The following is a 20,952-nucleotide window of genomic DNA, read 5'->3' on the forward strand; positions in this document are numbered from 1 at the left end:
CGGGCTCGGTGCCGGGCCCGGCCTGCTACGGCAACGGCGGCCTAGCTGCCACCGTCACCGATGCCAATGTCGTGCTCGGCTATCTCGATGCCGCGGCGTTCATGGGCGGCGCGCGCCCGCTCGATCGTGCGGCGTCGGAAGCCGCGGTTGATCGCATTGCGGAGGCACTCGCGCTGTCGCGCATCGAGGCGGCCGCCGGCATCTACAAGATGATCAATCTGAAGATGGCCGACGGCATCCGCCTGATGACGCTGCGCCGCGGCGTCGATCCCCGCAAATTCGCGCTGCTCAGTTTTGGCGGCGCCGCCGGCATGCATGCCGCCGAGGTCGCGCGCGAGCTCGAGATCAAGCGCATCATCGTGCCGACGGTCGCTTCCGTGCTCTCGGCCTGGGGCATGCTGACCAGCGATTTGCGCTACGAGGTCAGCCGCACCCATTACGGCACCGGACGGATCTCCGCCGATGAGGTGAAGGCGCTGTTCGCCGCGCTGGAGGAGCAGGCCGCCGGGCGGCTGCGCGACTGGTTCAAGGACGACATCGCGATCGAGCGCTCGGCCGAGATGCGCTACGGCGAGCAGGTGTTCGAGATCGACGTACCGCTCGGCGACCTCGATCTCGGCGCCGCTGACCTCGTGGCGCAGATCGAGCAGCGCTTCCATCGCCGCCACGAGGAACTCTACACCTATGCCTCGCGCGGGCAGGAGGTGGTGTTCGTCAACGCCCGTGTCGCCGCGGTCGGCAAGGTGGCGCGCGGCGGTGGCGATGTCGGTGAGGCCGCGTCGGCCGCACCCTGCACGCCGCGCGGCAAGCGGCAGGCCTGGTTCGGCGCCTGGCGCGAGGTACCGGTCTATGCGCTCGACGATCTCAAGCCGGGCTATGCGCTGGCCGGTCCCGCGATCATTGAGGCCGAAACCACGACGGTTCTGGTCGACAGCGGCGATCGTGTCGCGGTCAACCCGCTGGGCTGGCTCGACATAACATTGCGCTGAGGTCCGCCTCCGCCATCAACATTTCATTTTCCCGGCATTGGCTTGGGCGATAAGGTCGCGTCCTCGGGAGGGAGCGCCGGCTGCTGCCGGCGTTTGTGGCGATGTTGATGCAAACAAAAAGACAAACCGTGCTTTCGATATCCCTTGTCCTTGCAGCGATGCTCGCGGCGTCTCCATTGCGTGCGCAGCAGGGGCCCGAAGCGAAGACGGATACCGAGATCCGTGTCGGCAATGTCATGCCCTACACGGGGCCGCTCGCGGCTTTCGCGACCATCGGGCGGGCGGAAGCCGCCTATTTCGACATGATCAACGAGCATGGCGGCATCAACGGCCGCAAGGTCAGGTTCGTCTCGGTCGATGACAGCTCCAATCCGAAGACCGCAATCGAGCAGACCCGCGATCTGGTCGAGAAACAGGACGTGCTGTTGATGTTCGGCTCGTTCGGCACGCCGAGCAATCTCGCCGTCCGGAAGTACCTCAACGAGAAGAACATCCCGCAGCTGTTCGTCGCCTCCGGCGACGAGGAGTGGGCGCATCCGAAAACCTTTCCGTGGACCATGGGCTGGCAGCCGACCTTCCGCGCCGAGGGGCGGATCTACGCCAACTACATCCAGGCCGCCTATCCGTCGCGCAAGATCGCGGTGCTGTGGCAGAACGACCAGTTCGGCCGCGATCTGTTCAAGGGGTTGCAGGAGGGGCTCGGCGACACCGCGGGCATGATCGTCGCCGATCTCGCCTTCGACGCGTCGGAGACCGCGATCCAGAACCAGATCGGAATCCTGAAGGGCTCCGGCGCCGATATCCTGGTGTTCGACGGTGCGCCGGCGATCGCGGCGCGCGCGATCCGCGTCGCCGCCGATCTCGACTGGCATCCGGTGTTCATCCTCGACAACGCGTCGGCCTCGATCGCCAGCGCATTGCGGCCGGCGGGCCTGCAGAACTCGCTCGGCGTGATCTCGACCTCGTTCCTGAAGGACGCCGGCGACGCCTCCTGGAAGAACGATCCGCAGATCAAGGCGTGGGACGCCTTCATGGACAAGTACTATCCCGACGGCGACAAGGACGACATCTATGCCGTGTTCGGCTATGCCGCCGCCGACACGCTGATGCAGGTGCTGCGCCAGTGCGGCGACGACCTGTCGCGCGAGAACATCATGCGGCAGGCCGCCTCGCTGAAGGACTATCAGAGCCCGATCGCGCTGCCCGGGATCGTGATCAACACCGGGCCGAAGGATTTCCGCCCGATCAAGCAGATGCGGCTGGTGCAGTTCGACGGCAATGCCTGGCAGCCGATCGGCGACGTGATCGAGAGCGCATTCACGCCGGTGCGGGAGGATAATTGAGGGGCACCGAATTGCTTCGCTGTATGCGAAGCTCGTCGCTCTATCACCGTCACCCTGAGGTGGCCGCTTCTTCAGCGGCCCTCGAAGGGTCGACGGCCCCACTGTGGCCGTGCATCCTTCGAGGCTCGCCCAGCGGCGCAAGTGCGCGGCAAGGCTCGCACCTCCAGCGACAAAGGCGAAGCCTTTGCGCGGGGATGACGGAGCAACAGTGGTGTTGTTGGCGATAAGCGCTACTTCTTCAGCCCGTAATTCAGCAGCCCGCCCTTGTTCTGCGGCGGATGGGCGCGCAGGCCTTCCTCGCTCGGCTCGGTGCCCCAACCCGGACGATCCGGGATCACGAGATGGCCGTCGACGAACTCCGGCACGTGGGTAAACAGCTCGTGGTCCCAGGCCAGCCGATCGATGTCGGTTTCCATGATGCGCAGGTTCGGCACCGCCGCGCAGAAATGCGCGTTCATCACGGTGCAGAGATGGCCGTAGAAATTATGCGGCGCGACGTTGACCTCGAAATGCTCGGCGGCCGCGGCGATCTTCATCGACTGCCAGACGCCGTTCCACGGCGTGTCGATGATCGCGACATCCATCGCCTGCTCGGTGAAATAGGGCAGGAATTCGCGCAGGCCCAAAAGCGTCTCGCAGGACGAGATCGGGTGCGGGCTCTGGCGGCGGATATAGCCGAGCGCCTGCGGGTTGAAGGTGTCGATCTCGACCCAGAACATGTCCATCTTCTCGATGGCGCGCAGGATCTTGAGATACCCCTCGGTCTTGGCGTTGAAGTTGAGGTCGAGCAGGAGATCGACATCCGGCCCCGCGCCGTCGCGGATCGCCTCCAGATGCATGCAGAGATTGCGCAGCACATTGCGGTCGATATTGATCTCGGGCTGGAACGGCGAGCCGAAGCCGGGCCGCCAGCCCTGCGGCTTGCCGTCGGTATAGACGAAGATGTTGGTCTTCATCGCCGAGAATTTCTTCTCGCGTACCTCGGCCCCGATCGCCTTGACGCCGTCGAGATCGTTAATTGGCGGCTTGTACCAGTCCGGATGATTGATGCGCCAGGTCGCGCAATGCGACCAGTAGACCCGCACGCGGTCGCGGATCTTGCCGCCAAGCAGGTCGTAGCAGGGCACGCCGAGCGCCTTGGCCTTGACGTCGAGCAGCGCGTTCTCGATGGCCCCGAGCGCCAGCGCCACCACTCGCGCCGACAGCCGCTCGATCGCCGCGGTCACGCCGGGGGCGCCAAAGCCCTCGTCATATTCGCTCCAGCCGACCAGCCCGTCCGTGGTCGTCACCTTGACGAAATGATAATTCCGCCAGCCGGCATCGCAGGCGAGCGTCTCGACGCTACTGATTGTGGTGGATTTGCTCATGGTTTCCTGCCCGGACTGTTGTTGGTGTTGAAGAGAGCACAATAGCGGATCGAGCAATGCGTCAACCGCACGGAGGCAGACCGTCAGCGCACGCTTGTTGCAAAGTGCTGCGGCAATCCAGCGAATTCCGTCAAGCGGAAGAAAATTCCACTTGCATCACACAGTCGGCGCGGCTTCAAGTTCACGCAACAAGAAGCTGAATCAGCCGATGGCATCGGCTAGTCATTTTGTCGCGAGGAAGCGTGATGGGTGCGTTGTCGCATCTGCGGATAGTCGAGATCGGAAGCGCAGCGGCGACGAGCTATTGCGCGCGGCTGTTCGCTGATTTCGGCGCCGATGTGCAGAAGGTCGAGCCGCCCGCGGGCGATCCGCTTCGCCGCACCGCACCGCTGACGCCGCAGGGGCACAGCGCATGGTTTGCGTTTCTCAATTTCAACAAGTCGAGTGTCGTGCTCGACCAGAACGACGCGGGCGCTACATCGCGCCTGCGCGAGTTGATTGCCGGCTGCGACATCCTGCTCGATGGGCGAGGCATCGATGCGGCCAATTGTCCCGGCATCGATCTCGATGTGATCAAGCGGAACAATCCGGGCCTGGTCCATCTCGACCTCAGCTGGTTTGGCGATCGCGGTCCGTACGTCGGTTTCGCCGCGACCGATTCCACGATCCGCGCGCTGACCGGGCTCGTGAAGCTGGTCGGACCCGAGCAGGGGCCGCCGATGCACGCGCCGGATTTCCAGACCGGGATTCTCGGCGGGCTGTGGGGCTTCATCGCGGCCGTCTCGTCGGTGCTCGGCCGTATGCAGGACGGGCGCGGGCGCAGCAGCCATCTCAGCCTGTTCGAGGCCAGCATCGCCGTCACCGAATACATCATGTTCGAGGCGTTCCAGCGCGGCGACATCATGCGGCGGATCGGCGTCAACCGGTTCTGGCCGACCTTTCCGGTCGGCATCTACGAGACCAAGCAGGGCTGGCTCGGCGTCACCACGGTGACCCCGGCGCAATGGCGCGCGTTCTGCGAGATGCTTGGGCTCACCGATCTGCGCGACGATCCGACGCTGGTCATGGGCGTCGACCGGCTGCAACGCGTCGCCGAGATCGAAGGCAAGATCCTGCCGAAGCTGAAGCAGCGCACCGCGCAGGAATGGTTCGCCGAGGGTCTCAAGCGCAAGATCCCGATCGTCCCGGTGCCGGAGATCGCGGATCTCATTGCCGATGAAGAGAAGCGCGCTCGCGGCACGATCGTCCCGATCACGGTTGGTGACGAGACCGGTTTCAGCGCAGGCACGATGCAGCGGCTGATGGCAACGCCACCGCTGCGCGGTGGCCGCGTGCCTGATCTCGGCGAGCAGCAGGCAAGGCTCGAGGCCACGCCGCGCGTGCCGGCGCCGAAGCCGGCTCCGACCGGTCGCCTGCCGCTCGAGGGCATCCGCGTCGTTGACTTCTCTATGGGCTGGGCCGGGCCGATCTGTACCCGCACGCTCGCCGATCTCGGCGCCGACGTCATCAAGATCGAGGCGACCCAGTATCCGGATTGGTGGCGCGGCGTCGACCGCCGCCCGGTCTATGTGCTGGAGCAGATGTACGAGAAGTCGGTGCGCTACTGCATCATGAACCGCAACAAGCGCGGCATCACGCTCGATCTGACCCGGCCGAAGGGGCTTGCGCTGGCGAAGCGCCTGCTCGCCGATGCCGATCTCGTGGTCGACAATTATTCGGTCGAGGTGCTGCCCAAGCTCGGCCTCGGCTACGACGTGCTGAGCAAGATCAATCCGAAGCTGGTGATGATGTCGATGTCGGCGTTCGGCGCCGGCAGCGTGCACCGCGACTGCCGCGCCTACGGCTCGACATTGGAGCAGGGCTCCGGCCTGCCCAGCGTGGTGGGCGATCCCGGTGGCCCGCCTGTGATGAGTCACACCGCGTTCGGCGATGCCGTCGGCGGCCTCAACGGCGCTGCCGCAGTGTTGACCGCGCTGATCCACGCCCGGCTGACTGGGCAGGGCCAGTTCATCGATCTCGCGCAGATCGAGTGCATGATGCCGTTCGCCGCACCCTGGATCGTCGCGCATTCGATCGACGGCAAGCCACCCGTGAAATACGGTAACCGCCATCCGGACCTCGTGCCGCATGGCTGCTTTCGCTGCGATGGCGAGGACGACTGGATCGTGGTTGCGGTGCCGGATGACGCGACGTGGCCAAGACTCGCGCGGCTGCTCGGCCGCGAGGACTGGGCGACGGACAAGGCGCTCGAAACGGCCGCGGGCCGCCGCGCCATCGAGGCCGAGATCGAGGCTGCGATCACGGCCTGGACCTCGGCGCGCGATGCCGATGCGGCGATGGCTGCGTTGCAGGCCGTCGGGATCGCCTCCGGCGTGGCGCGGCTGCCGATCGATCTGCTGCAGGACCCGCAGCTCCACGCCCGCGGCTTCATCCAGCAAGTCGACCGTGCCTTCATCGGCAAGCATCCGCAGCCGTCGATGCCGTTCCGCGAGGGCGATGCACCCTTTGCGATCCGCTCGGTGCCGCCGACGCTCGGCGAGCACAACCGCGAGATCCTGTCCGGCATGCTCGGCCTTTCCGACGCCGAGCTTGAGGAGCTCAGCCGCGAGGGCATCATCGGCACCGAGATGCTGATGGAGGAGCAGCTGGTGAAAGAGAAGAAGCGGGCGGCGGGTTGATGGAGGCAGGCCAGCCGGCACAGCGCAAGGCGGAGGGTGCGCGCGACGGCGCGCGGCCGCTGCTGTCCGTGCGCGGGCTCGGCATCCGCTTCAAGACGTCGCAGGGCATTTGGCAGGCGACGCGCCGGATCGATTTCGACATCGCGCCCGGCGAGCGCGTCGGCATCGTCGGCGAGAGCGGGTGCGGCAAGACCATCACCGGCCTGTCGATCCTGCGCCTCTTGCCGGGCAACTTTGCCGGGCTCGACGGCAAGATCCTGTTCGACGGCACCGATCTCGCCTCCTGCAGCGCGCGGCAGATGCGCGCGATCAGGGGCAAGCGGATCGCGATGATCTTCCAGGAGCCGATGAGCGCGCTCGATCCGGTCTTCACCGTCGGCCACCAGATCGCGGAGACGCTGCGCGTCCATACCGATGTCAGCTACGAGGAAGCACGCGCCAAGACGCTGGAGATGCTCCGCCGCGTCGGTATCGCCTCGCCCGAGCGGCGCATCGACGATTATCCGCACCAGCTCTCCGGCGGCATGCGCCAGCGCGTGATGATCGCGGCGAGCCTGATCTGCGGGCCGCAGCTCCTGATCGCGGACGAGCCGACCACCGCACTCGACGTCACCGTGCAGGCGCAGATCCTCGAACTGCTGCGCGACATCAGCGAGACCTCGAAGACTGCGCTGATGCTGATCACCCATGATCTCGGCGTCGTCGCCGAGACCTGCACACGGATGATCACGATGTATGCCGGCGAAGTGATCGAGGACGCCACGGTCGACGAGGCATTGGTGCGGCCGCTGCATCCCTATACGTCGGGGCTGTTGCGCTCACTGCCGCATTTGAGTCCACGCCATGGCCGGCTGCCGTCGATCCCGGGCCGGGTGCCGTCGATCGCCGAGATGCCGGCCGGCTGCCGCTTCCGCGCCCGCTGCGCCCATGCGGCCAAGGGCTGCGAAACGGAGCAGAAGCTGCAGGATGCCGGTGGCGGCCGCAAGGTGCGCTGCTGGCGCTTTGCCGAGCTCAATCTGCCGGGCGCGCTGCATCCACCCGATACGCCGGCTGCTGCGAAGGTCGCGACGCAATGAGCGCAGCATCCGCTGAACGGCGCGGCGAGCCCATCGTATCGGTGCGCGATCTCCAGGTCCGCTTCCAGACCTCGGACCGCCGCGCCACCGTGAAGGCGGTCGATGGCGTCAATTTCGACGTCCGCCGCGGCGAGACGTTTGGCATCATCGGTGAGTCCGGCTCAGGCAAGACCACGATCGGCCGCGCGCTGGTGTTTCTGCTGAAGCCCAGCGCCGGTGCCATCCTGCATGACGGCATCGATCCGCTGGCGCTGTCGCGCGGGGAATTCCAAAGCCATCGCCGCGATTACCAGATCATCTTCCAGGATCCGAACGCCGCGCTGAATCCGCGCATGACGATCCTGGCTTCGGTGCTGGAGCCGCTGGAGCTTGCCCGCGTCGGCAGCCGGGCCGAGCGGGAGCGGCAGGCGCGGGAGGCATTGGAGCGCGTCGGGCTGCCGCAGGAATTCGGCGAGCGCTATCCGCACCAGCTGTCCGGCGGCCAGAAGCAGCGCGTCGTGATCGCCCGCGCGCTGACGCTGAAGCCGAAATTGATCGTCTGCGACGAGGTGGTGGCCGCGCTCGACATGTCGATCCGCGGCGACGTGCTCAATCTGTTTGCCGATCTGCAGCGCGATCTCGGGCTGACCTACGTCTTCATCACCCATGATCTCGCCGTGGTCTCGCATATCAGCGAGCGCGTCGCGGTGATGTATCTCGGCCAGTTCGTCGAGCTCGGGCCGACCGAGGAGGTCGCCGAGCGCCCGCTGCATCCCTACACCATCGCACTGCTCTCGGCCGAGCCGCGGCCGTTGCCGTCGGCGATGCGGGAGGAGAGCCGCATCGTGCTGCAAGGTGAGGTGCCGAGCCCGATCGATCCGCCCTCGGGTTGTCGCTTCCGCACCCGTTGTCCGCATGCGCAGCCGCTCTGCATCGACCGCGTGCCGGAGTGGCGCGAGCTGAAGCCCGATCACTGGGTGGCCTGCCATTTCGCCGACCGCCCGAATTTTTCGCCTAACACACTGGAGACAACGCCATGACAATGACGACACGACGCGAGGCCATGGCGCTGATCTCGGGCGCGCTGGCCAGTACCACGCTCGGCGGCAGTGCATTCGCGCAAGCCGCGCCGAAGAAGGGCGGCACCTTGCGGATCTCTGCGCCGGCCAACCCGTCGAGCCTCGATCCGGCAACCGGCGGCGCCGGCTCTGACCACGCCTTCCTATTCACGATGTACGACACGCTGGTCGAATGGGATTTCGAGACGCTGAAGCCGAAGCCGGGGCTCGCCGAAAGCTGGAAGTTCACCGATCCCAATACGCTGGTGCTCAACATCCGCGCCGGCGTCACCTTCCATGACGGCACCCCACTCGATGCGGAAGCTGTCAAGTTCAACCTCGATCGCAACCGAGGCGATGCGAAGTCGAATATCAAGGCCGACCTGCTGTCGGTCGCCTCGGTCGAGGTCACCGGTCCGCAGCAGGTCACCTTGAAGCTGAAGACGCCGGACACCGCGCTGCCCGGCATCCTCTCCGATCGCGCCGGCATGATGGTGTCGCCGACGGCGCTGAAGGCGGCCGAGGGCGGCGTCGTGACCCGCAAGCCGGTCGGCGCCGGCGCCTACGCCTTCGTGAGCTGGGCCGACGGCGAGAAGATCGTGGTCAAGCGCAACGAGAAATACTGGAAGCCGGACCGGCCTTGGCCGGACGGCATCGAGTTCTCGATCATTCCCGAGCTCACCACCGGCGCGCGCTCGGTCACCGCCGGGCAGAACGATCTGATCTATCAATTGCCGCCGCGGCAGAAGGCTATCATCGAACGCGCCTCGAGCGTCAAGGTGGTGCACGGCCCAACGCTCTATGTGCTCCAGATTTTCCTCAACTGGGCCAAGCCGCCGTTCGACAACGTCAAGGTTCGCCAGGCGCTCAACTTCGCGATCGACCGCGAGTCCTTCGTCAAGGCCGCGCTCGCCGGCCTCGCGGAGCCTGCCTACATGAACTTGCCGAAGGCGCATTGGGCCTATGATGCCGAGGTCGCCAAGCTCTATCCCTACGATCCCGACAAAGCACGCAAGCTGCTCGCCGAGGCTGGCTTCAAGGAGGGCACCCCGATCGAGGTCGGCGGCTATCCGGACCAGGATTCGGTGCAGCGTCAGGAGATCCTGATCGAGCAGTTGCGCAAGGCCGGCATGAACGTGCGGTTCGTCAATGCCCCGATCGCGGAGGCCTCTGCCGCGTTCTTCGGTCCGGAGAAGAAGGGGGCGGGACTGCTCTCGGCCTGGACCGGACGGCCCGACCCGAGCCTGACCTATTCTTTGATGTTCACCAAGGACGCCTATTACAATGGCGGCCGTGCGCCGGTGCCTCCGGAGCTCGAAGCCGCGATCAAGGAATCGCGCGCGTCGGAAGATATCGATGTCAGGCGCAAGGCCTTCTCCATTGTGCAGCGGCTGGTGATGGAGAACGCCTTCGTCGTGCCGCTGGCGTTCCAGTTCGAGCTGGTCGCCATGAACAAGAAGGTGCAGGGCTATCGGCCCAATCTGCTGGGCAAGCCGAAATACGACGACGTCTGGCTCGAAGGCTGAACCATGGCACGACGGTCACCAGTCAAGGTCATCGGCAGCCGGCTCGTGCAGGCGCTCCCCGTGATCCTGCTCGCGACCTTCATGGTGTTCGCGCTGCTCAAGCTGGTGCCCGGCGACATCGCCGTCACGCTGGCGGGCGACAACGCCACCGACGCGCGGATCACCGAGATCAGGGCAATCTACGGCCTCGACCGGCCGTTCCTGGTGCAATATGGCGCCTGGCTCGGCCATGTCGCGCAGGGCGATCTCTCGCAATCGCTGTTGACCGGCGAGAAGGTCGCGGTCTCGATCGGCCGCGCCTTCCCGAATACGCTGCTGATCGTCGTGATCGCGCTGGTGCTGGCGCTGGTCACCGGCATTCCGATGGGCGTGATGGCCGCGATCAAACCGAACGGCTGGGTCGACAAGCTGATCAGCATGATTGCCTCGCTCGGCGTCGCGGTGCCCGGCTTCTGGCTCGCGATGATTTTGGTGGCGGAGTTCTCGCTGAAGCTGAACTGGCTGCCGGCGACCGGCGCAAAATCCTTCAGCGCCTCGCCGATCGATGCGATCCGGCACGCGCTGCTGCCGGCCATCGCGATCGCGGCCTATGGCATGGCCGAGGTCGCGCGCCAGCTGCGCGGCGCGTTGCTGGAGGTGCTGTCGTCGCAATATGTTCGCACGCTGCATGCCAAGGGGCTGTCGATGTCCCGCATCCTCTGGCAGCACGGCCTGAAGAATGTCGGCGTCAATCTACTCACCATCATCAGCCTGCTGGTCAACCGCATGCTGGCGGCGACCGTCGTGATCGAGGCGGTGTTCGCGATTCCCGGCCTCGGCAGCCTGATCGTGCGCGGTGCGATCCAGCGCGATTTCCCGATCGTGCAAGGTGTGGTCTTCACCATGGTGGTGGTCGTGATCGCGGTGAATTTGATCACCGACCTGCTGTGTGCCGCGGTCGATCCGAGGATCGAGCAATGACCGACACGGCGCTCGCTCCGCTCAAGATGCCGGCCAAGCCGACCCGACTTCGGCGTTTCCTGCGCTGGCTCGCCGGCGATCTGCGCGCCGCGCTGTCGATCCTGGTGCTATCGGTGCTCGTGATCGTGGCGATCGGCGCGCCCTGGATCGCGCCCTATGCGCCCACCGCGCAGGACGTCAACAACATGCTGGCGCCGCCGGGGCCATTACATCTGCTCGGCACCGACGATCTCGGCCGCGATATCTTCTCGCGCCTGATCTACGGCGCGCCGGCCACCGTCTATGCCAGCCTGCTTGCGGTCGGCGTCGCGGTTATGATCGGGCTGCCGGTCGGCCTGATCGCCGGCTATTTCGGCGGCTGGATCGACGACATCATCAGCCGGATCATCGACACCTTCCTGTCGTTCCCCGCCATCGTGCTGGCGATTGCGGTCACCGGCGCGCTCGGCATTGGGCTTACCAACGGCATGATCGCGATCGGCATCACGATGTTTCCGGCGCTGGCGCGCATCGTCCGCGCCCGCACCCTGATCGTGCGGCAGGAGCTCTATGTCGACGCCTCCAGGGGCTTTGGCGCGCCGACCTGGCATGTGCTGTGGCGCCACGTACTGCCGAACACGCTGCAACCGGTCATCGTGCAGGTGACGCTGCTGCTCGCCGCGGCGCTCCTGGCCGAAGCCAGCCTGTCGTTCCTCGGCCTCGGCATCCAGCCACCTGACCCGAGCTGGGGCGCCATGCTGGCGCGCGCCTATCAATACATGGAAATCGCCCCGGAGCAGATGTATGCGCCGGGCCTTGCCATTCTCGTCGTCTCCCTGGCGTTCAATGCGCTCGGGGAATCCTTGCGTGTCGTACTCGATCCGACCATGAAGGATCGTTGACCTTTGGTGGAATGATCATGTCGTTCAAGAAATTGCTGATTGCTAACCGCGGTGAGATCGCGATCCGCATTGCCCGCGCCGCGGCCGAGAGCGGCATCGCGACGGTCGCGATCTATCCCGCCGACGATGCCGCCTCGCTGCATGTCCGGTCCGCCGACGCGAGCCACGAGATCCCCGGCCGCGGCGCGCGGGCGTATCTCGATATCGAGGCTGTCATCGCGGCGGCCAAGGCCACCGGCTGCGACGCGCTGCATCCGGGCTATGGCTTCCTCAGCGAGAACACCCAGCTCGCGCGGCGCTGCGCCGAGGAGAAGATCACCTTCGTCGGCCCGTCGCCGGAGGCGCTCGATCTGTTCGGCGACAAGGCCAAGGCGAAGGCATTGGCGAAAAAATGCGGCGTGCCGATCATCGCCGGCACGTCAGGCGCAACGACGTTGGACGAGGCAAAAGCCTTCTTCACCTCGCTCGGCGCCAATGCCGCCGTGATGATCAAGGCGATCGCGGGCGGCGGCGGGCGCGGCATGCGCGTGGTCGAGGATTTGGCGAAGCTCGATGAAGCCTATGCGCGCTGCCAGTCGGAGGCCAAGGCGGCGTTCGGCAACGATGCGGTCTATGTCGAGCGGCTGATCCGCAAGGCCCGCCACATCGAGGTGCAGATCATCGGCGACCGTCATGGTGCGATCAGCCATCTCTGGGAGCGCGAATGCACCATCCAGCGCCGCAACCAGAAGCTCATCGAGGTGGCGCCGAGCCCGTCATTAAGTGAGAGCCTGCGCGCGCGCATCATCGAGGCGGCAAAGCAGCTCGCCTCCGCTGCGCGCTACGACAATCTCGGCACCTTCGAATTCCTGGTCGATGACGAGGCAGAGGAAAGCAAGGGCGAAGGCGAGGGCGCCTTCGCCTTCATCGAGGCCAATCCGCGGCTTCAGGTCGAGCACACCGTCACCGAGGCGGTGCTCGGCATCGACCTCGTGCGGTCGCAGCTTGCCGTTGCCGCCGGCGCCACGCTGGCTTCGCTCGGGCTCGCACAGGCCGCGGTGCCGCTGCCGCGCGGCTATGCCATGCAGCTGCGCGTCAACATGGAGGTGATGGACGAGAAGGGCGTGACGAAGCCGACCGGCGGCACGCTCAGCGTGTTCGACCTGCCGTCCGGCCCCGGCGTCCGCGTCGATACGTTCGGCTATTCCGGCTACAGGACCAGCGCCGCGTTCGACTCGCTGCTGGCAAAAGTCATCGTGCATTCGCCGAGCCAAAAATGGACCGACGTGGTGCACAAGGCGTCGCGCACCTTGCGCGAATTCCGGATCGGCGGCGTCGCCACCAACATCCCGTTCCTCGGCGCGATCCTGGCGCACCAGAGTTTTGCTAGGAACAAGATCAGCACCAACTTCATCGATACCCATGTTGCGGCGCTGGTCGGCACGGCCAGCGATCTCGCCGCGCCCTTGATCGAGGTGGGCGAGCCGGCGGCGACCAAGTCCGTCGCCGCCGAAGCGGCGCCGGAGGGATCGCTCCCGGTGCCCGCGCCGCTGCAGGGCACCATCGTGGCGATCGAGGTCGTGGAGGGCGATCTGGTCCGTCCCGGCCAGCAGATCGCGGTGCTGGAATCGATGAAGATGGAGCATCTCGTCACGGCGCCGCATGGCGGCCGGGTGACCAAGATCGCCGGTGGGCCCGGCGTCACCCTGATGCACGGCGAGCCGATCCTGTTCCTCGAGCCGGCCGAAGTCGACGGACATACCGCAGAGGAAGCGGCGGCAATCGATCTCGATCACATCCGCCCGGACCTCGGCGAGCTGATCGCGCGCAAGGCGATCACGCTGGACGAGAACCGCCCGGCATCGGTCGAGCGCCGCCGCAAGACCAACCAGCGCACCGCGCGCGAGAACATCGCGCAGCTGGTCGATGAGGGCTCGTTCGTCGAATACGGCTCGCTCGCGATCGCGGCGCAACGCCGCCGCCGCAAAGTCGAGGACCTCATCAAGAACACGCCGGCCGACGGCCTGATCGCCGGTGTCGCCACCGTCAACGCCAGGGATTTCGGCGCCGACGGCGCGCGCTGCATGGTGATCTCCTACGACTACACCGTGCTCGCCGGCACCCAGGGCCATATGAACCACAAGAAGATCGACCGCATGCTCGGCCTTGCCGAGCAGTGGAGGATGCCGCTGGTATTCTATGCCGAGGGCGGCGGCGGCCGGCCCGGCGATACCGACCGGCTCGGCATGACCGGCCTCGACGGCCCGTCCTTCGTGCAGTTCGCCAAGCTCTCCGGCCTGGTGCCCGTCGTCGGCGTGGTCTCGGGCTATTGCTTCGCCGGCAACGCCGCGATGCTCGGCGTCTGCGACGTCATCATCGCCACCAAAAATGCCTCGATCGGCATGGGCGGTCCGGCGATGATCGAGGGCGGCGGGCTCGGCGTCTATCATCCGGCCGAGGTCGGCCCGGTCTCGTTCCAGTCGCCGAACGGCGTGATCGACATTTTGGTCGAGGACGAGGAAGAGGCGACGGCGGTCGCGCAGAAATATCTGTCCTACTTCCAGGGCGCGGTGCAGGACTGGAAGGCGCCGGACCAACGGCTGCTGCGCCGCGCGATCCCGGAGAATCGCCTAAGGGTCTACGACATCCGCAATGTGATCGACCTGATGGCCGACGAGGGCTCGGTGCTGGAGATCCGGCGCGATTTCGGCGTCGGCATGATCACGGCCTTCATCCGCATCGAAGGAAAACCGTTCGGCCTGATCGCCAACAATCCGAAGCATCTCGGCGGCGCGATCGACGCCGCGGCCGGCGACAAGGCCGCGCGCTTCATGCAGCTGTGCGATGCCTTCGACATCCCGATCGTCTCGCTGTGTGACACGCCGGGCTTCATGGTCGGCCCCGAGGCCGAGAAGACCGCGATCGTGCGCCACGTCGCGCGGATGTTCGTCACCGGCGCGAGCATCACGGTGCCGCTGTTCGGCGTCGTGCTGCGCAAGGGCTACGGTCTCGGCGCCCAATCGATGATCGGCGGCGGCTTCCACGCCTCGTTCTTCACGGTGGCGTGGCCGACCGGCGAATTCGGCGGCATGGGCCTCGAGGGCTACGTCCGTCTCGGCTTCCGCAAGGAGATGGAGGCGATCGCGGACTCGGTGGAGCGCGAGAAGTATTTCCAGACCAAGGTCGCCGAGCTCTATGCCAACGGCAAGGCAGTCTCGATCGCCTCGGTGCTCGAGATCGACGAGGTGATCGACCCCGCCGATACCCGCCACTGGATCATGGCCGGCCTCCGCTCGGTGCCGAAGCCCGAGCCGCGCACGCATCGCAAGCGTCCGTGCATCGATGCGTGGTAGCGAAGTTCGATGCGTAGGATGGGTAGAGCGAAGCGAAACCCATCAAATCCTCATCCGCGGTACAATTGATGGGTTTCGCTGCGCTCTACCCATCCTACGGTGCTGAGTTGCCCGACGTGGCAAACCTCTTGGCATGTGACGCGCGGATCGTGCAACAAACACGGTGTCGTCCTGGCGAAAGCCAGGACCCATTACCCCAAATATTGATTGTTGCGCGACGCTGGGGCCGCGATCCCGTTCATCAGTGAATGCGGTGGCTATGGGTCCTGGCCTTCGCCAGGACGACGGCGGTGGATGGGTAGGCGCCTCGCATCACTGAACGACCGCGCGCTACCCCAAGCGCAACTCCGCATATCCCTTCGCAGCCACGTCATCGCACCTCGCACGATACGCCGGCGCGCTGCCGCTGTAGCGGGCGACGATGCGGGTCTGCTTGCCTTCGACGTTGCGGTTGATGCCGGTCATCCAGGAATCGACCTCGTTGGACAGCAGCCCGACACCGAGCGCCTTGACGTGATCGGTCCAGCCGGCGGTGCCTTCGGGGGTGGCGTCGAGGAAGGTTAGGCCTTTCTCTTGTGCGAACCGGAGCAGGCCGGTGACCCAGTCGACGCTGTATTCGATGCTGCGCGGGATGTTGCCGAGCGCGGTGTGCGGGCCCATCAGCATCATCATGTTGGGGAAGCCGTCGACCATCAGCCCGAGATAGGTTTCCGGGCCGTGCGTCCACTTCTCCTTCAGCCGCACGCCGCCGGCACCGCGGATATCGATCTTGTCGAAGCTGCCGGTGATGGCGTCGAAGCCGGTGGCGTAGATGATGATATCGAAGGCGTAGTCCTTGTCGGTGGTCCGGATGCCCTCGGGCGTGATCCGCTCGATCGGCGTCTGCATCAGATCGACGAGCTCGACATTGTCGCGATTGTAGACCTCGTAATAGAAGGTCTCGAGCGGCAGCCGCCGCGTGCCGAAGCCGTGATTTGTCGGGATCAGCTTCTCGGCGACCGCCTGGTCCTTCACGCGCTCACGGATCTTGCGCGCGACGAAGTCGCTGATCGTGGCATTCGCCTTGCGGTCGATCAGGATGTCCTTGAAGTTGCCCTGCCAGATGCCAAAGCCGCGCTCGCCATAGAGCTTCTCGTAGAACGCCTCGCGCACCTCGTCGCTCACCTCGAACGCGCCGCGCGGATCGGGCGTGTGTACGAAGCAGGCGAAGGTCTCCTTGCAGCGAGCGAAGATCTTGGGATAGCCGGCCTTAATCCTGGCTTGCGTCTCGGCGTCGATCTTGCCGTTGTGCAGCGGCGCCGCCCAGTTGGCGGTACGCTGGAACACGGTGAGGTGGCCGACCTCGCCGGCGATGGTCTGGATGGTCTGGATGCCGGTCGCGCCGGTGCCGATCACGGCGACGCGCTTGCCGGTGAAATCCACCTGCTGTTTCGGCCAGCGCGCGGTGTGGAACGATTGCCCCTTGAAATCGTCGATGCCCGCGACGCGCGGCAGGGTCGGTGTCGACAGCGGACCGATCGCCGTGATCAGGAAGCGGCAGCTATGCCGCGCGCCGCTCTCCAGCGTGATCAGCCAGCTCCGCGCCTCGTCCTGGTAGATCGCTGACGTGACGCGGCTCTCGAACTGGATGTCGCGGCGCAGGTCGAATTTGTCGGCGACATAGTTGCAGTAGCGCAAGGTCTCGGGCTGGCCAGCAAATGCTCCGACCATTCCCATTCCGCGAGCAGCTCCTTCGAGAACGAGTAACCGTAGGAATAGCTTTCGGAATCGAAGCGCGCGCCGGGATAGCGGTTCCAGTACCAGGTGCCCCCCACACCGGTGCCGGCCTCGAACACGCGCGCCGAAAGGCCGAGCTCGCGCAGCCGGTAAAGCTGATACATGCCGGACAGGCCGGCGCCGATGATGATGACGTCGTAATCCAGCGCAACCGTCTGGGCGTTGTTGTCCTGGCGCGATGCGGCCACCTGTCGCTGCTCCCTGATCCGGTTGATTGCCGGCAAGGCTAGCCGGTATCACTGCTTCCGACAAACATCGAAGCGCGGGGCTGCTATCGCGATTTGCCGGGTTCGCCCGCCTGCGCGCATTCCGCGCGGCGGACTGTCCGCGCCGCGGCTTTACTCGACCGCGGGATTGCCTCTATCGTCGGCCCGACAAGGACGATCGCCCGCCAAGCGGCGACGGAACCAGCGGGAGTGAAGCGATGGGAGAGGCGCTGCGCAGGCCGACGTCAACAGACGTCAGCAACCCCCGGCTTTATCAGGATGACACCTGGCGGCCGCTGTTCGCGCAGCTCCGCCGCGACGATCCGGTACATTATTGTGAGGCCTCGGCCTACGGTCCGTACTGGTCGGTGACGCGCTACGACGACATCTTTGCGGTCGAGCTGGACCACCAGAACTATTCCTCGGCCTCCGAGCTCGGCGGTATCCAGGTCGCTGACCAGCCCAAGGGGCAGGAGCGGCGGAGCTTCATCCGCATGGACCCGCCCGGCCACACCGCGCAGCGCCGCACAGTGGCGCCGATCGTGGCGCCGTCGAACCTCGCCAATTTCGATGCCTTGATCCGCAAGCGCACCGCCGCCGTGCTCGATGCGCTGCCACGCAACGAGACCTTCGACTGGGCCGAGCGGGTCTCGGTCGACCTCACCAACATGATGCTGGCGACGCTGTTCGATTTCCCCGCCGAGGACCGCGCCAAGCTGACCTGGTGGTCGGATGTCGCGATCGCCAACGTCGAGTCCCCCGACGCGGTGGTGCATTCGGAGGCTGAACGCACCGCCGAGCTGGTCAAGATGGGAGAATGTTTTCGCAAGCTATGGGACGCGCGGATCGACGCGCCGCCGACATTCGATTTGATCTCGATGCTGGCGCATTCGGAAGCGACGCGGAATCTGGAGCCGCGCGAGTTCATCGGCACGATCGGGCTCCTGATCGTCGGCGGCAACGACACCACGCGCAACTCGATGTCCGCCGGGCTGATGGCGCTGTGCGAGAATCCCGAGCAGTTTGAGCTGGTCCGCGCCCGGCGCGAGCTGATCCCAAACCTGGTGTCGGAGACCATCCGCTACCACACGCCGGTGCTGCACATGCGCCGCACCGCGCGCAACGACGTCGAGCTCGCCGGCAAGCGGATCAGGAAGGGCGATAAGGTGGTGATGTGGTACATCTCCGGCAATCGCGACGAGGACAAGATCGAGCGCGCAGACGAATTCATCATCGACCGCACCAAGCCGCGCCAGCATCTCGCCTTCGGCGCCGGTGTCCACCGCTGCGTCGGCGATCGCCTCGCCGAGCAGCAATTGCGCATCCTCTGGGAGGAGGTTCTGGCGCGCGATCTGCGTTTTGAGCTGATGGGCCCGCCGCAAAGGCTCTATTCCAATTTCATCCGCGGTATACGAAGCTTGCCGGTGAGAATCGTGAATTGAAGTTGTGGTTTGTCATTCCGGGGCGATGCGAAGCATCGAACCACAGATGCACAACCGTGCATGGGGGAATCTCGAGATTCCGGGTCTGGTCCTTCGGACCATCCCGGAATGACGGGATCATCAAGAACAAGGAATCGGAATGAACGATCCCGTTGACGTCCTGATTATCGGCGCCGGCGCCTCCGGCGCTGCGATAGCCTGGAGCCTCGCCGATACCAAGATGCACATCCTCTGCCTCGACCAGGGCGGCTGGATGAACCCTGCCGAATATCCGAGCACCGGGCGCGACTGGGAGGCGAAATTCTACGGCGAGTGGTCGTCCAGCCCGAACATCCGCAAGCGGCCCGAGGATTACCCGATCAATGACGACAATTCGCCGATCAAGGTCGTCAATTTCAACGCCGTCGGCGGCTCGACCGTGATGTACACCGCGCACTGGCCGCGGCTGCATCCGTCCGACTTCAAGGTGAAGACGCTCGACGGCGTCGCCGACGACTGGCCGATCGACTACGACGCGCTCATGCCGTTCTTCGAGGAGAACGATCGCATGATGGGCGTCTCGGGCCTGTCGGGCGATCCGTTGTCGCCGCTCAGCCATCCACCGATGCCGCAGCAGCCGCTCGGGCTATCCGGCCCGCTGATCGGCAAGGCCATGAACAAGCTCGGCTGGCACTGGTGGCCGTCGGACACCACGGTCGCGACGATGGATTACGAGGGCAGGGCGCGCTGCATCAATCTCGGCCACTGCACGCCGGCCTGCGCGCAGGGCGCCAAGGCCTCGACCGACATCACCTACTGGCCGCACGCGATCCGCGCCGGGGTCGAGCTCAAGACCCATTGCCGGGTGCGCGAGATCCTGACCAATGAGCACGGCATGGCGTCTGGCGTGGTCTACTACGACAAGGACGGCGTCGAGCAATTCCAGCCGGCCGAGGTCGTCATCATCGCCTGCAACGGCGTCGGCACGCCGCGGCTGCTGCTCAATTCGGTGTCGGGAAAATTCCCGAATGGGCTTGCCAATTCGTCGGGCCTGGTCGGCAAGAACCTGATGTTCCACCCTTATGCGCAGGTCTATGGCTTCGTGAAGGAGCCGACCGACAGCAACCGCGCGCCGCCGACCTGCCTGTGGAGCAAGGAGTTCTACGACACGGACCTGTCGCGCGGTTTCGTCCGCGGCTACGGCATCCAGTTCGGCCGCGGCGCCGGGCAGGTGTTCGAGGCGGTCGCGAGCGAGCAGAAGGGCATCCTGCCCTGGGGCAAGGATCATCACCGCGTCTTCCGCAAGCTCAACGGTCATCGCCTTGCGGTGTCGGCGATCTGCGAGGATTTGCCGGAGGAGCACAACCGCGTCACGCTCGATCCGGTCCTGAAGGACAGCCACGGCATCCCCGCGCCGAGGATCGACTACACGATCAGCGCGAACAGCCGGAAGATGATGGACCACGGGCTGGCGCGCGGCCGCGAGATTCTCGAGGCCGCCGGCGCCACCGACATCTGCATCAACGATCCGATCCCTTGGGGCGGCTGGCATCTGCTCGGCACCGCGCGGATGGGGACCGATCCGGCGCGCTCCGTGGTCAACGAATGGGGCCGCTCGCACGACGTCAAGAACCTCTTCATCGTCGACGGCAGCATCTTCGTCACCTCCGGTGGCGTGAACCCGACCTCCACCATCCAGGCTCTCGCGCTCTACATCGCCGACCAGATGAAGCAGCGCCTCGCCAATCTGTTCGACTGAGACCGCCAGAGACCGACATGTCCGATAGCAAACAACTGACCGCAGCCCAGCGCGCCGATCTCTGCACCATCGCTGCGATGATCGTTCCCGAGAGCGCCGAGTACAAGGTGCCCGGCGCGGATGATGCCGCGATCCAGGCCGACATGCTCGCAACGCTCGGCCGCGACACCGCGCTGGTCGCGCAGGCGCTGAATCATCTGGCCAAGCTTGCGGGCAAGCCGCTCGCCGAGCTCGGCGATGCCAGCCGCGATGCGGTGGCGCAGGAGTTTCGTAGCCATGGCGGCGCCGCAGCGGCCACGCTCGTCCGCGTCGTGCTGCAATGCTACTACCGCGACGACCGCGTGCTACGCTCGCTCGGCCTCGAGCTGCGCGCGCCGTTCCCGAAGGGCCACGTGCTGCCGGACGGCGACTGGTCGCTGCTCGATCCGGTCCGGGAGCGTGGCGGCACGTTGCGGCGGGCGCTGTAGGGCCTGATGAGATTAGGCTGATCGGCACCGACGGCGGAGCTTCACCTCTCCCTTGGGAGAGGTCGGCGCATAGCGCCGGGTGAGGGGTTACGGTCCCTCATTGGAGCTGCGGCCCCTCACCCGATTTGCTTCGC

15 protein-coding genes are annotated in these 20,952 nt (G+C 65.7%); 12 read left to right on the forward strand and 3 right to left on the reverse strand.

Annotated features, from left to right (window positions below; genetic code table 11):
• The coding region (locus H8B02_RS31005) for a hydantoinase/oxoprolinase family protein (protein WP_283842260.1) at positions 1-989 on the forward strand (989 nt) is incomplete at its 5' end.
• 107 nt (positions 990-1,096) lie between these two features.
• Positions 1,097-2,332 carry an ABC transporter substrate-binding protein gene (locus H8B02_RS31010; RefSeq protein ID WP_229169707.1) on the forward strand — a complete coding sequence of 412 codons (1,236 nt, stop codon included), beginning with the start codon at positions 1,097-1,099 and terminating at the stop codon, positions 2,330-2,332.
• A 230-nt stretch (positions 2,333-2,562) separates the two neighbouring features.
• On the opposite strand, the gene H8B02_RS31015 is transcribed toward H8B02_RS31010, so the two are convergent.
• Entirely contained in the window at positions 2,563-3,699 is a 1,137-nt protein-coding gene (locus H8B02_RS31015) for a mandelate racemase/muconate lactonizing enzyme family protein (protein ID WP_229169708.1), read from the reverse strand.
• A 245-nt stretch (positions 3,700-3,944) separates the two neighbouring features.
• Between H8B02_RS31015 and H8B02_RS31020 the strand changes: the two genes are divergently transcribed.
• From H8B02_RS31020 to H8B02_RS31050, 7 genes are read left to right on the forward strand one after another with little or no spacing between them, the layout of a single operon-like run.
• Positions 3,945-6,377, forward strand: coding sequence for a CaiB/BaiF CoA transferase family protein (locus H8B02_RS31020; protein WP_229169709.1), 2,433 nt, complete (start codon positions 3,945-3,947; stop codon positions 6,375-6,377).
• Positions 6,377-7,453, forward strand: a complete 1,077-nt coding sequence (locus tag H8B02_RS31025; RefSeq protein WP_229169710.1) for an ABC transporter ATP-binding protein — start codon at positions 6,377-6,379, stop codon at positions 7,451-7,453. The genes H8B02_RS31020 and H8B02_RS31025 overlap by 1 nt, the downstream gene beginning before the upstream one ends.
• Positions 7,450-8,472 (forward strand): ABC transporter ATP-binding protein, encoded by a 1,023-nt coding sequence (locus tag H8B02_RS31030; protein WP_229169711.1) that lies wholly within the window; start codon positions 7,450-7,452, stop codon positions 8,470-8,472. Before H8B02_RS31025 ends, H8B02_RS31030 begins: the two co-directional genes overlap by 4 nt.
• Positions 8,469-10,016 carry an ABC transporter substrate-binding protein gene (locus tag H8B02_RS31035; RefSeq protein ID WP_229169712.1) on the forward strand — a complete coding sequence of 516 codons (1,548 nt, stop codon included), beginning with the start codon at positions 8,469-8,471 and terminating at the stop codon, positions 10,014-10,016. Before H8B02_RS31030 ends, H8B02_RS31035 begins: the two co-directional genes overlap by 4 nt.
• 3 nt (positions 10,017-10,019) lie before the next feature.
• Positions 10,020-10,976, forward strand: a complete 957-nt coding sequence (locus H8B02_RS31040; RefSeq protein WP_229169713.1) for an ABC transporter permease — start codon at positions 10,020-10,022, stop codon at positions 10,974-10,976.
• Positions 10,973-11,857, forward strand: coding sequence for an ABC transporter permease (locus H8B02_RS31045; protein ID WP_229169714.1), 885 nt, complete (start codon positions 10,973-10,975; stop codon positions 11,855-11,857). The genes H8B02_RS31040 and H8B02_RS31045 overlap by 4 nt, the downstream gene beginning before the upstream one ends.
• A 17-nt stretch (positions 11,858-11,874) precedes the next feature.
• The gene (locus H8B02_RS31050; protein ID WP_229169715.1) at positions 11,875-15,189 is read left to right on the forward strand and encodes an acetyl-CoA carboxylase family protein; all 3,315 of its coding nucleotides are present in this window, start codon (positions 11,875-11,877) and stop codon (positions 15,187-15,189) included.
• A gap of 330 nt (positions 15,190-15,519) precedes the next feature.
• Here H8B02_RS31050 and H8B02_RS31055 read toward each other — a convergent pair whose 3' ends face one another.
• Both H8B02_RS31055 and H8B02_RS48645 read right to left on the reverse strand, forming a co-directional pair.
• The gene (locus tag H8B02_RS31055) at positions 15,520-16,866 is read right to left on the reverse strand and encodes a flavin-containing monooxygenase (RefSeq protein WP_229169720.1); all 1,347 of its coding nucleotides are present in this window, start codon (positions 16,864-16,866) and stop codon (positions 15,520-15,522) included.
• Complete coding sequence (locus H8B02_RS48645; RefSeq protein ID WP_229169716.1) at positions 16,758-17,153, reverse strand: NAD(P)-binding protein; 396 nt, start codon at positions 17,151-17,153, stop codon at positions 16,758-16,760. The genes H8B02_RS31055 and H8B02_RS48645 overlap by 109 nt, the downstream gene beginning before the upstream one ends.
• 236 nt (positions 17,154-17,389) lie before the next feature.
• On the opposite strand from H8B02_RS48645, the gene H8B02_RS31065 reads away from it, so the two are divergent.
• From H8B02_RS31065 to H8B02_RS31075, 3 genes are all read left to right on the forward strand, one after another.
• Entirely contained in the window at positions 17,390-18,613 is a 1,224-nt protein-coding gene (locus H8B02_RS31065; protein WP_229169717.1) for a cytochrome P450, read from the forward strand.
• A gap of 139 nt (positions 18,614-18,752) precedes the next feature.
• Positions 18,753-20,351 carry a GMC family oxidoreductase gene (locus tag H8B02_RS31070; RefSeq protein WP_229169718.1) on the forward strand — a complete coding sequence of 533 codons (1,599 nt, stop codon included), beginning with the start codon at positions 18,753-18,755 and terminating at the stop codon, positions 20,349-20,351.
• A 17-nt stretch (positions 20,352-20,368) separates the two neighbouring features.
• The gene (locus tag H8B02_RS31075; protein WP_229169719.1) at positions 20,369-20,818 is read left to right on the forward strand and encodes a hypothetical protein; all 450 of its coding nucleotides are present in this window, start codon (positions 20,369-20,371) and stop codon (positions 20,816-20,818) included.
• Positions 20,819-20,952: the final 134 nt, after the last annotated feature.

This window comes from Bradyrhizobium altum (assembly GCF_020889705.1).
GTDB classification, from domain to species: domain Bacteria; phylum Pseudomonadota; class Alphaproteobacteria; order Rhizobiales; family Xanthobacteraceae; genus Bradyrhizobium; species Bradyrhizobium altum.

Bases quoted from the DNA above. Each gene is read 5' to 3' on its own strand.
- H8B02_RS31010 (WP_229169707.1), top strand. From the start codon at position 1,097: ATGCAAACAAAAAGACAAACCGTGCTTTCGATATCCCTTGTCCTTGCA.
- H8B02_RS31015 (WP_229169708.1), bottom strand. From the start codon at position 3,699: ATGAGCAAATCCACCACAATCAGTAGCGTCGAGACGCTCGCCTGCGAT.
- H8B02_RS31020 (WP_229169709.1), top strand. From the start codon at position 3,945: ATGGGTGCGTTGTCGCATCTGCGGATAGTCGAGATCGGAAGCGCAGCG.
- H8B02_RS31025 (WP_229169710.1), top strand. From the start codon at position 6,377: ATGGAGGCAGGCCAGCCGGCACAGCGCAAGGCGGAGGGTGCGCGCGAC.
- H8B02_RS31030 (WP_229169711.1), top strand. From the start codon at position 7,450: ATGAGCGCAGCATCCGCTGAACGGCGCGGCGAGCCCATCGTATCGGTG.
- H8B02_RS31035 (WP_229169712.1), top strand. From the start codon at position 8,469: ATGACAATGACGACACGACGCGAGGCCATGGCGCTGATCTCGGGCGCG.
- H8B02_RS31040 (WP_229169713.1), top strand. From the start codon at position 10,020: ATGGCACGACGGTCACCAGTCAAGGTCATCGGCAGCCGGCTCGTGCAG.
- H8B02_RS31045 (WP_229169714.1), top strand. From the start codon at position 10,973: ATGACCGACACGGCGCTCGCTCCGCTCAAGATGCCGGCCAAGCCGACC.
- H8B02_RS31050 (WP_229169715.1), top strand. From the start codon at position 11,875: ATGTCGTTCAAGAAATTGCTGATTGCTAACCGCGGTGAGATCGCGATC.
- H8B02_RS31065 (WP_229169717.1), top strand. From the start codon at position 17,390: ATGGGAGAGGCGCTGCGCAGGCCGACGTCAACAGACGTCAGCAACCCC.
- H8B02_RS31070 (WP_229169718.1), top strand. From the start codon at position 18,753: ATGAACGATCCCGTTGACGTCCTGATTATCGGCGCCGGCGCCTCCGGC.
- H8B02_RS31075 (WP_229169719.1), top strand. From the start codon at position 20,369: ATGTCCGATAGCAAACAACTGACCGCAGCCCAGCGCGCCGATCTCTGC.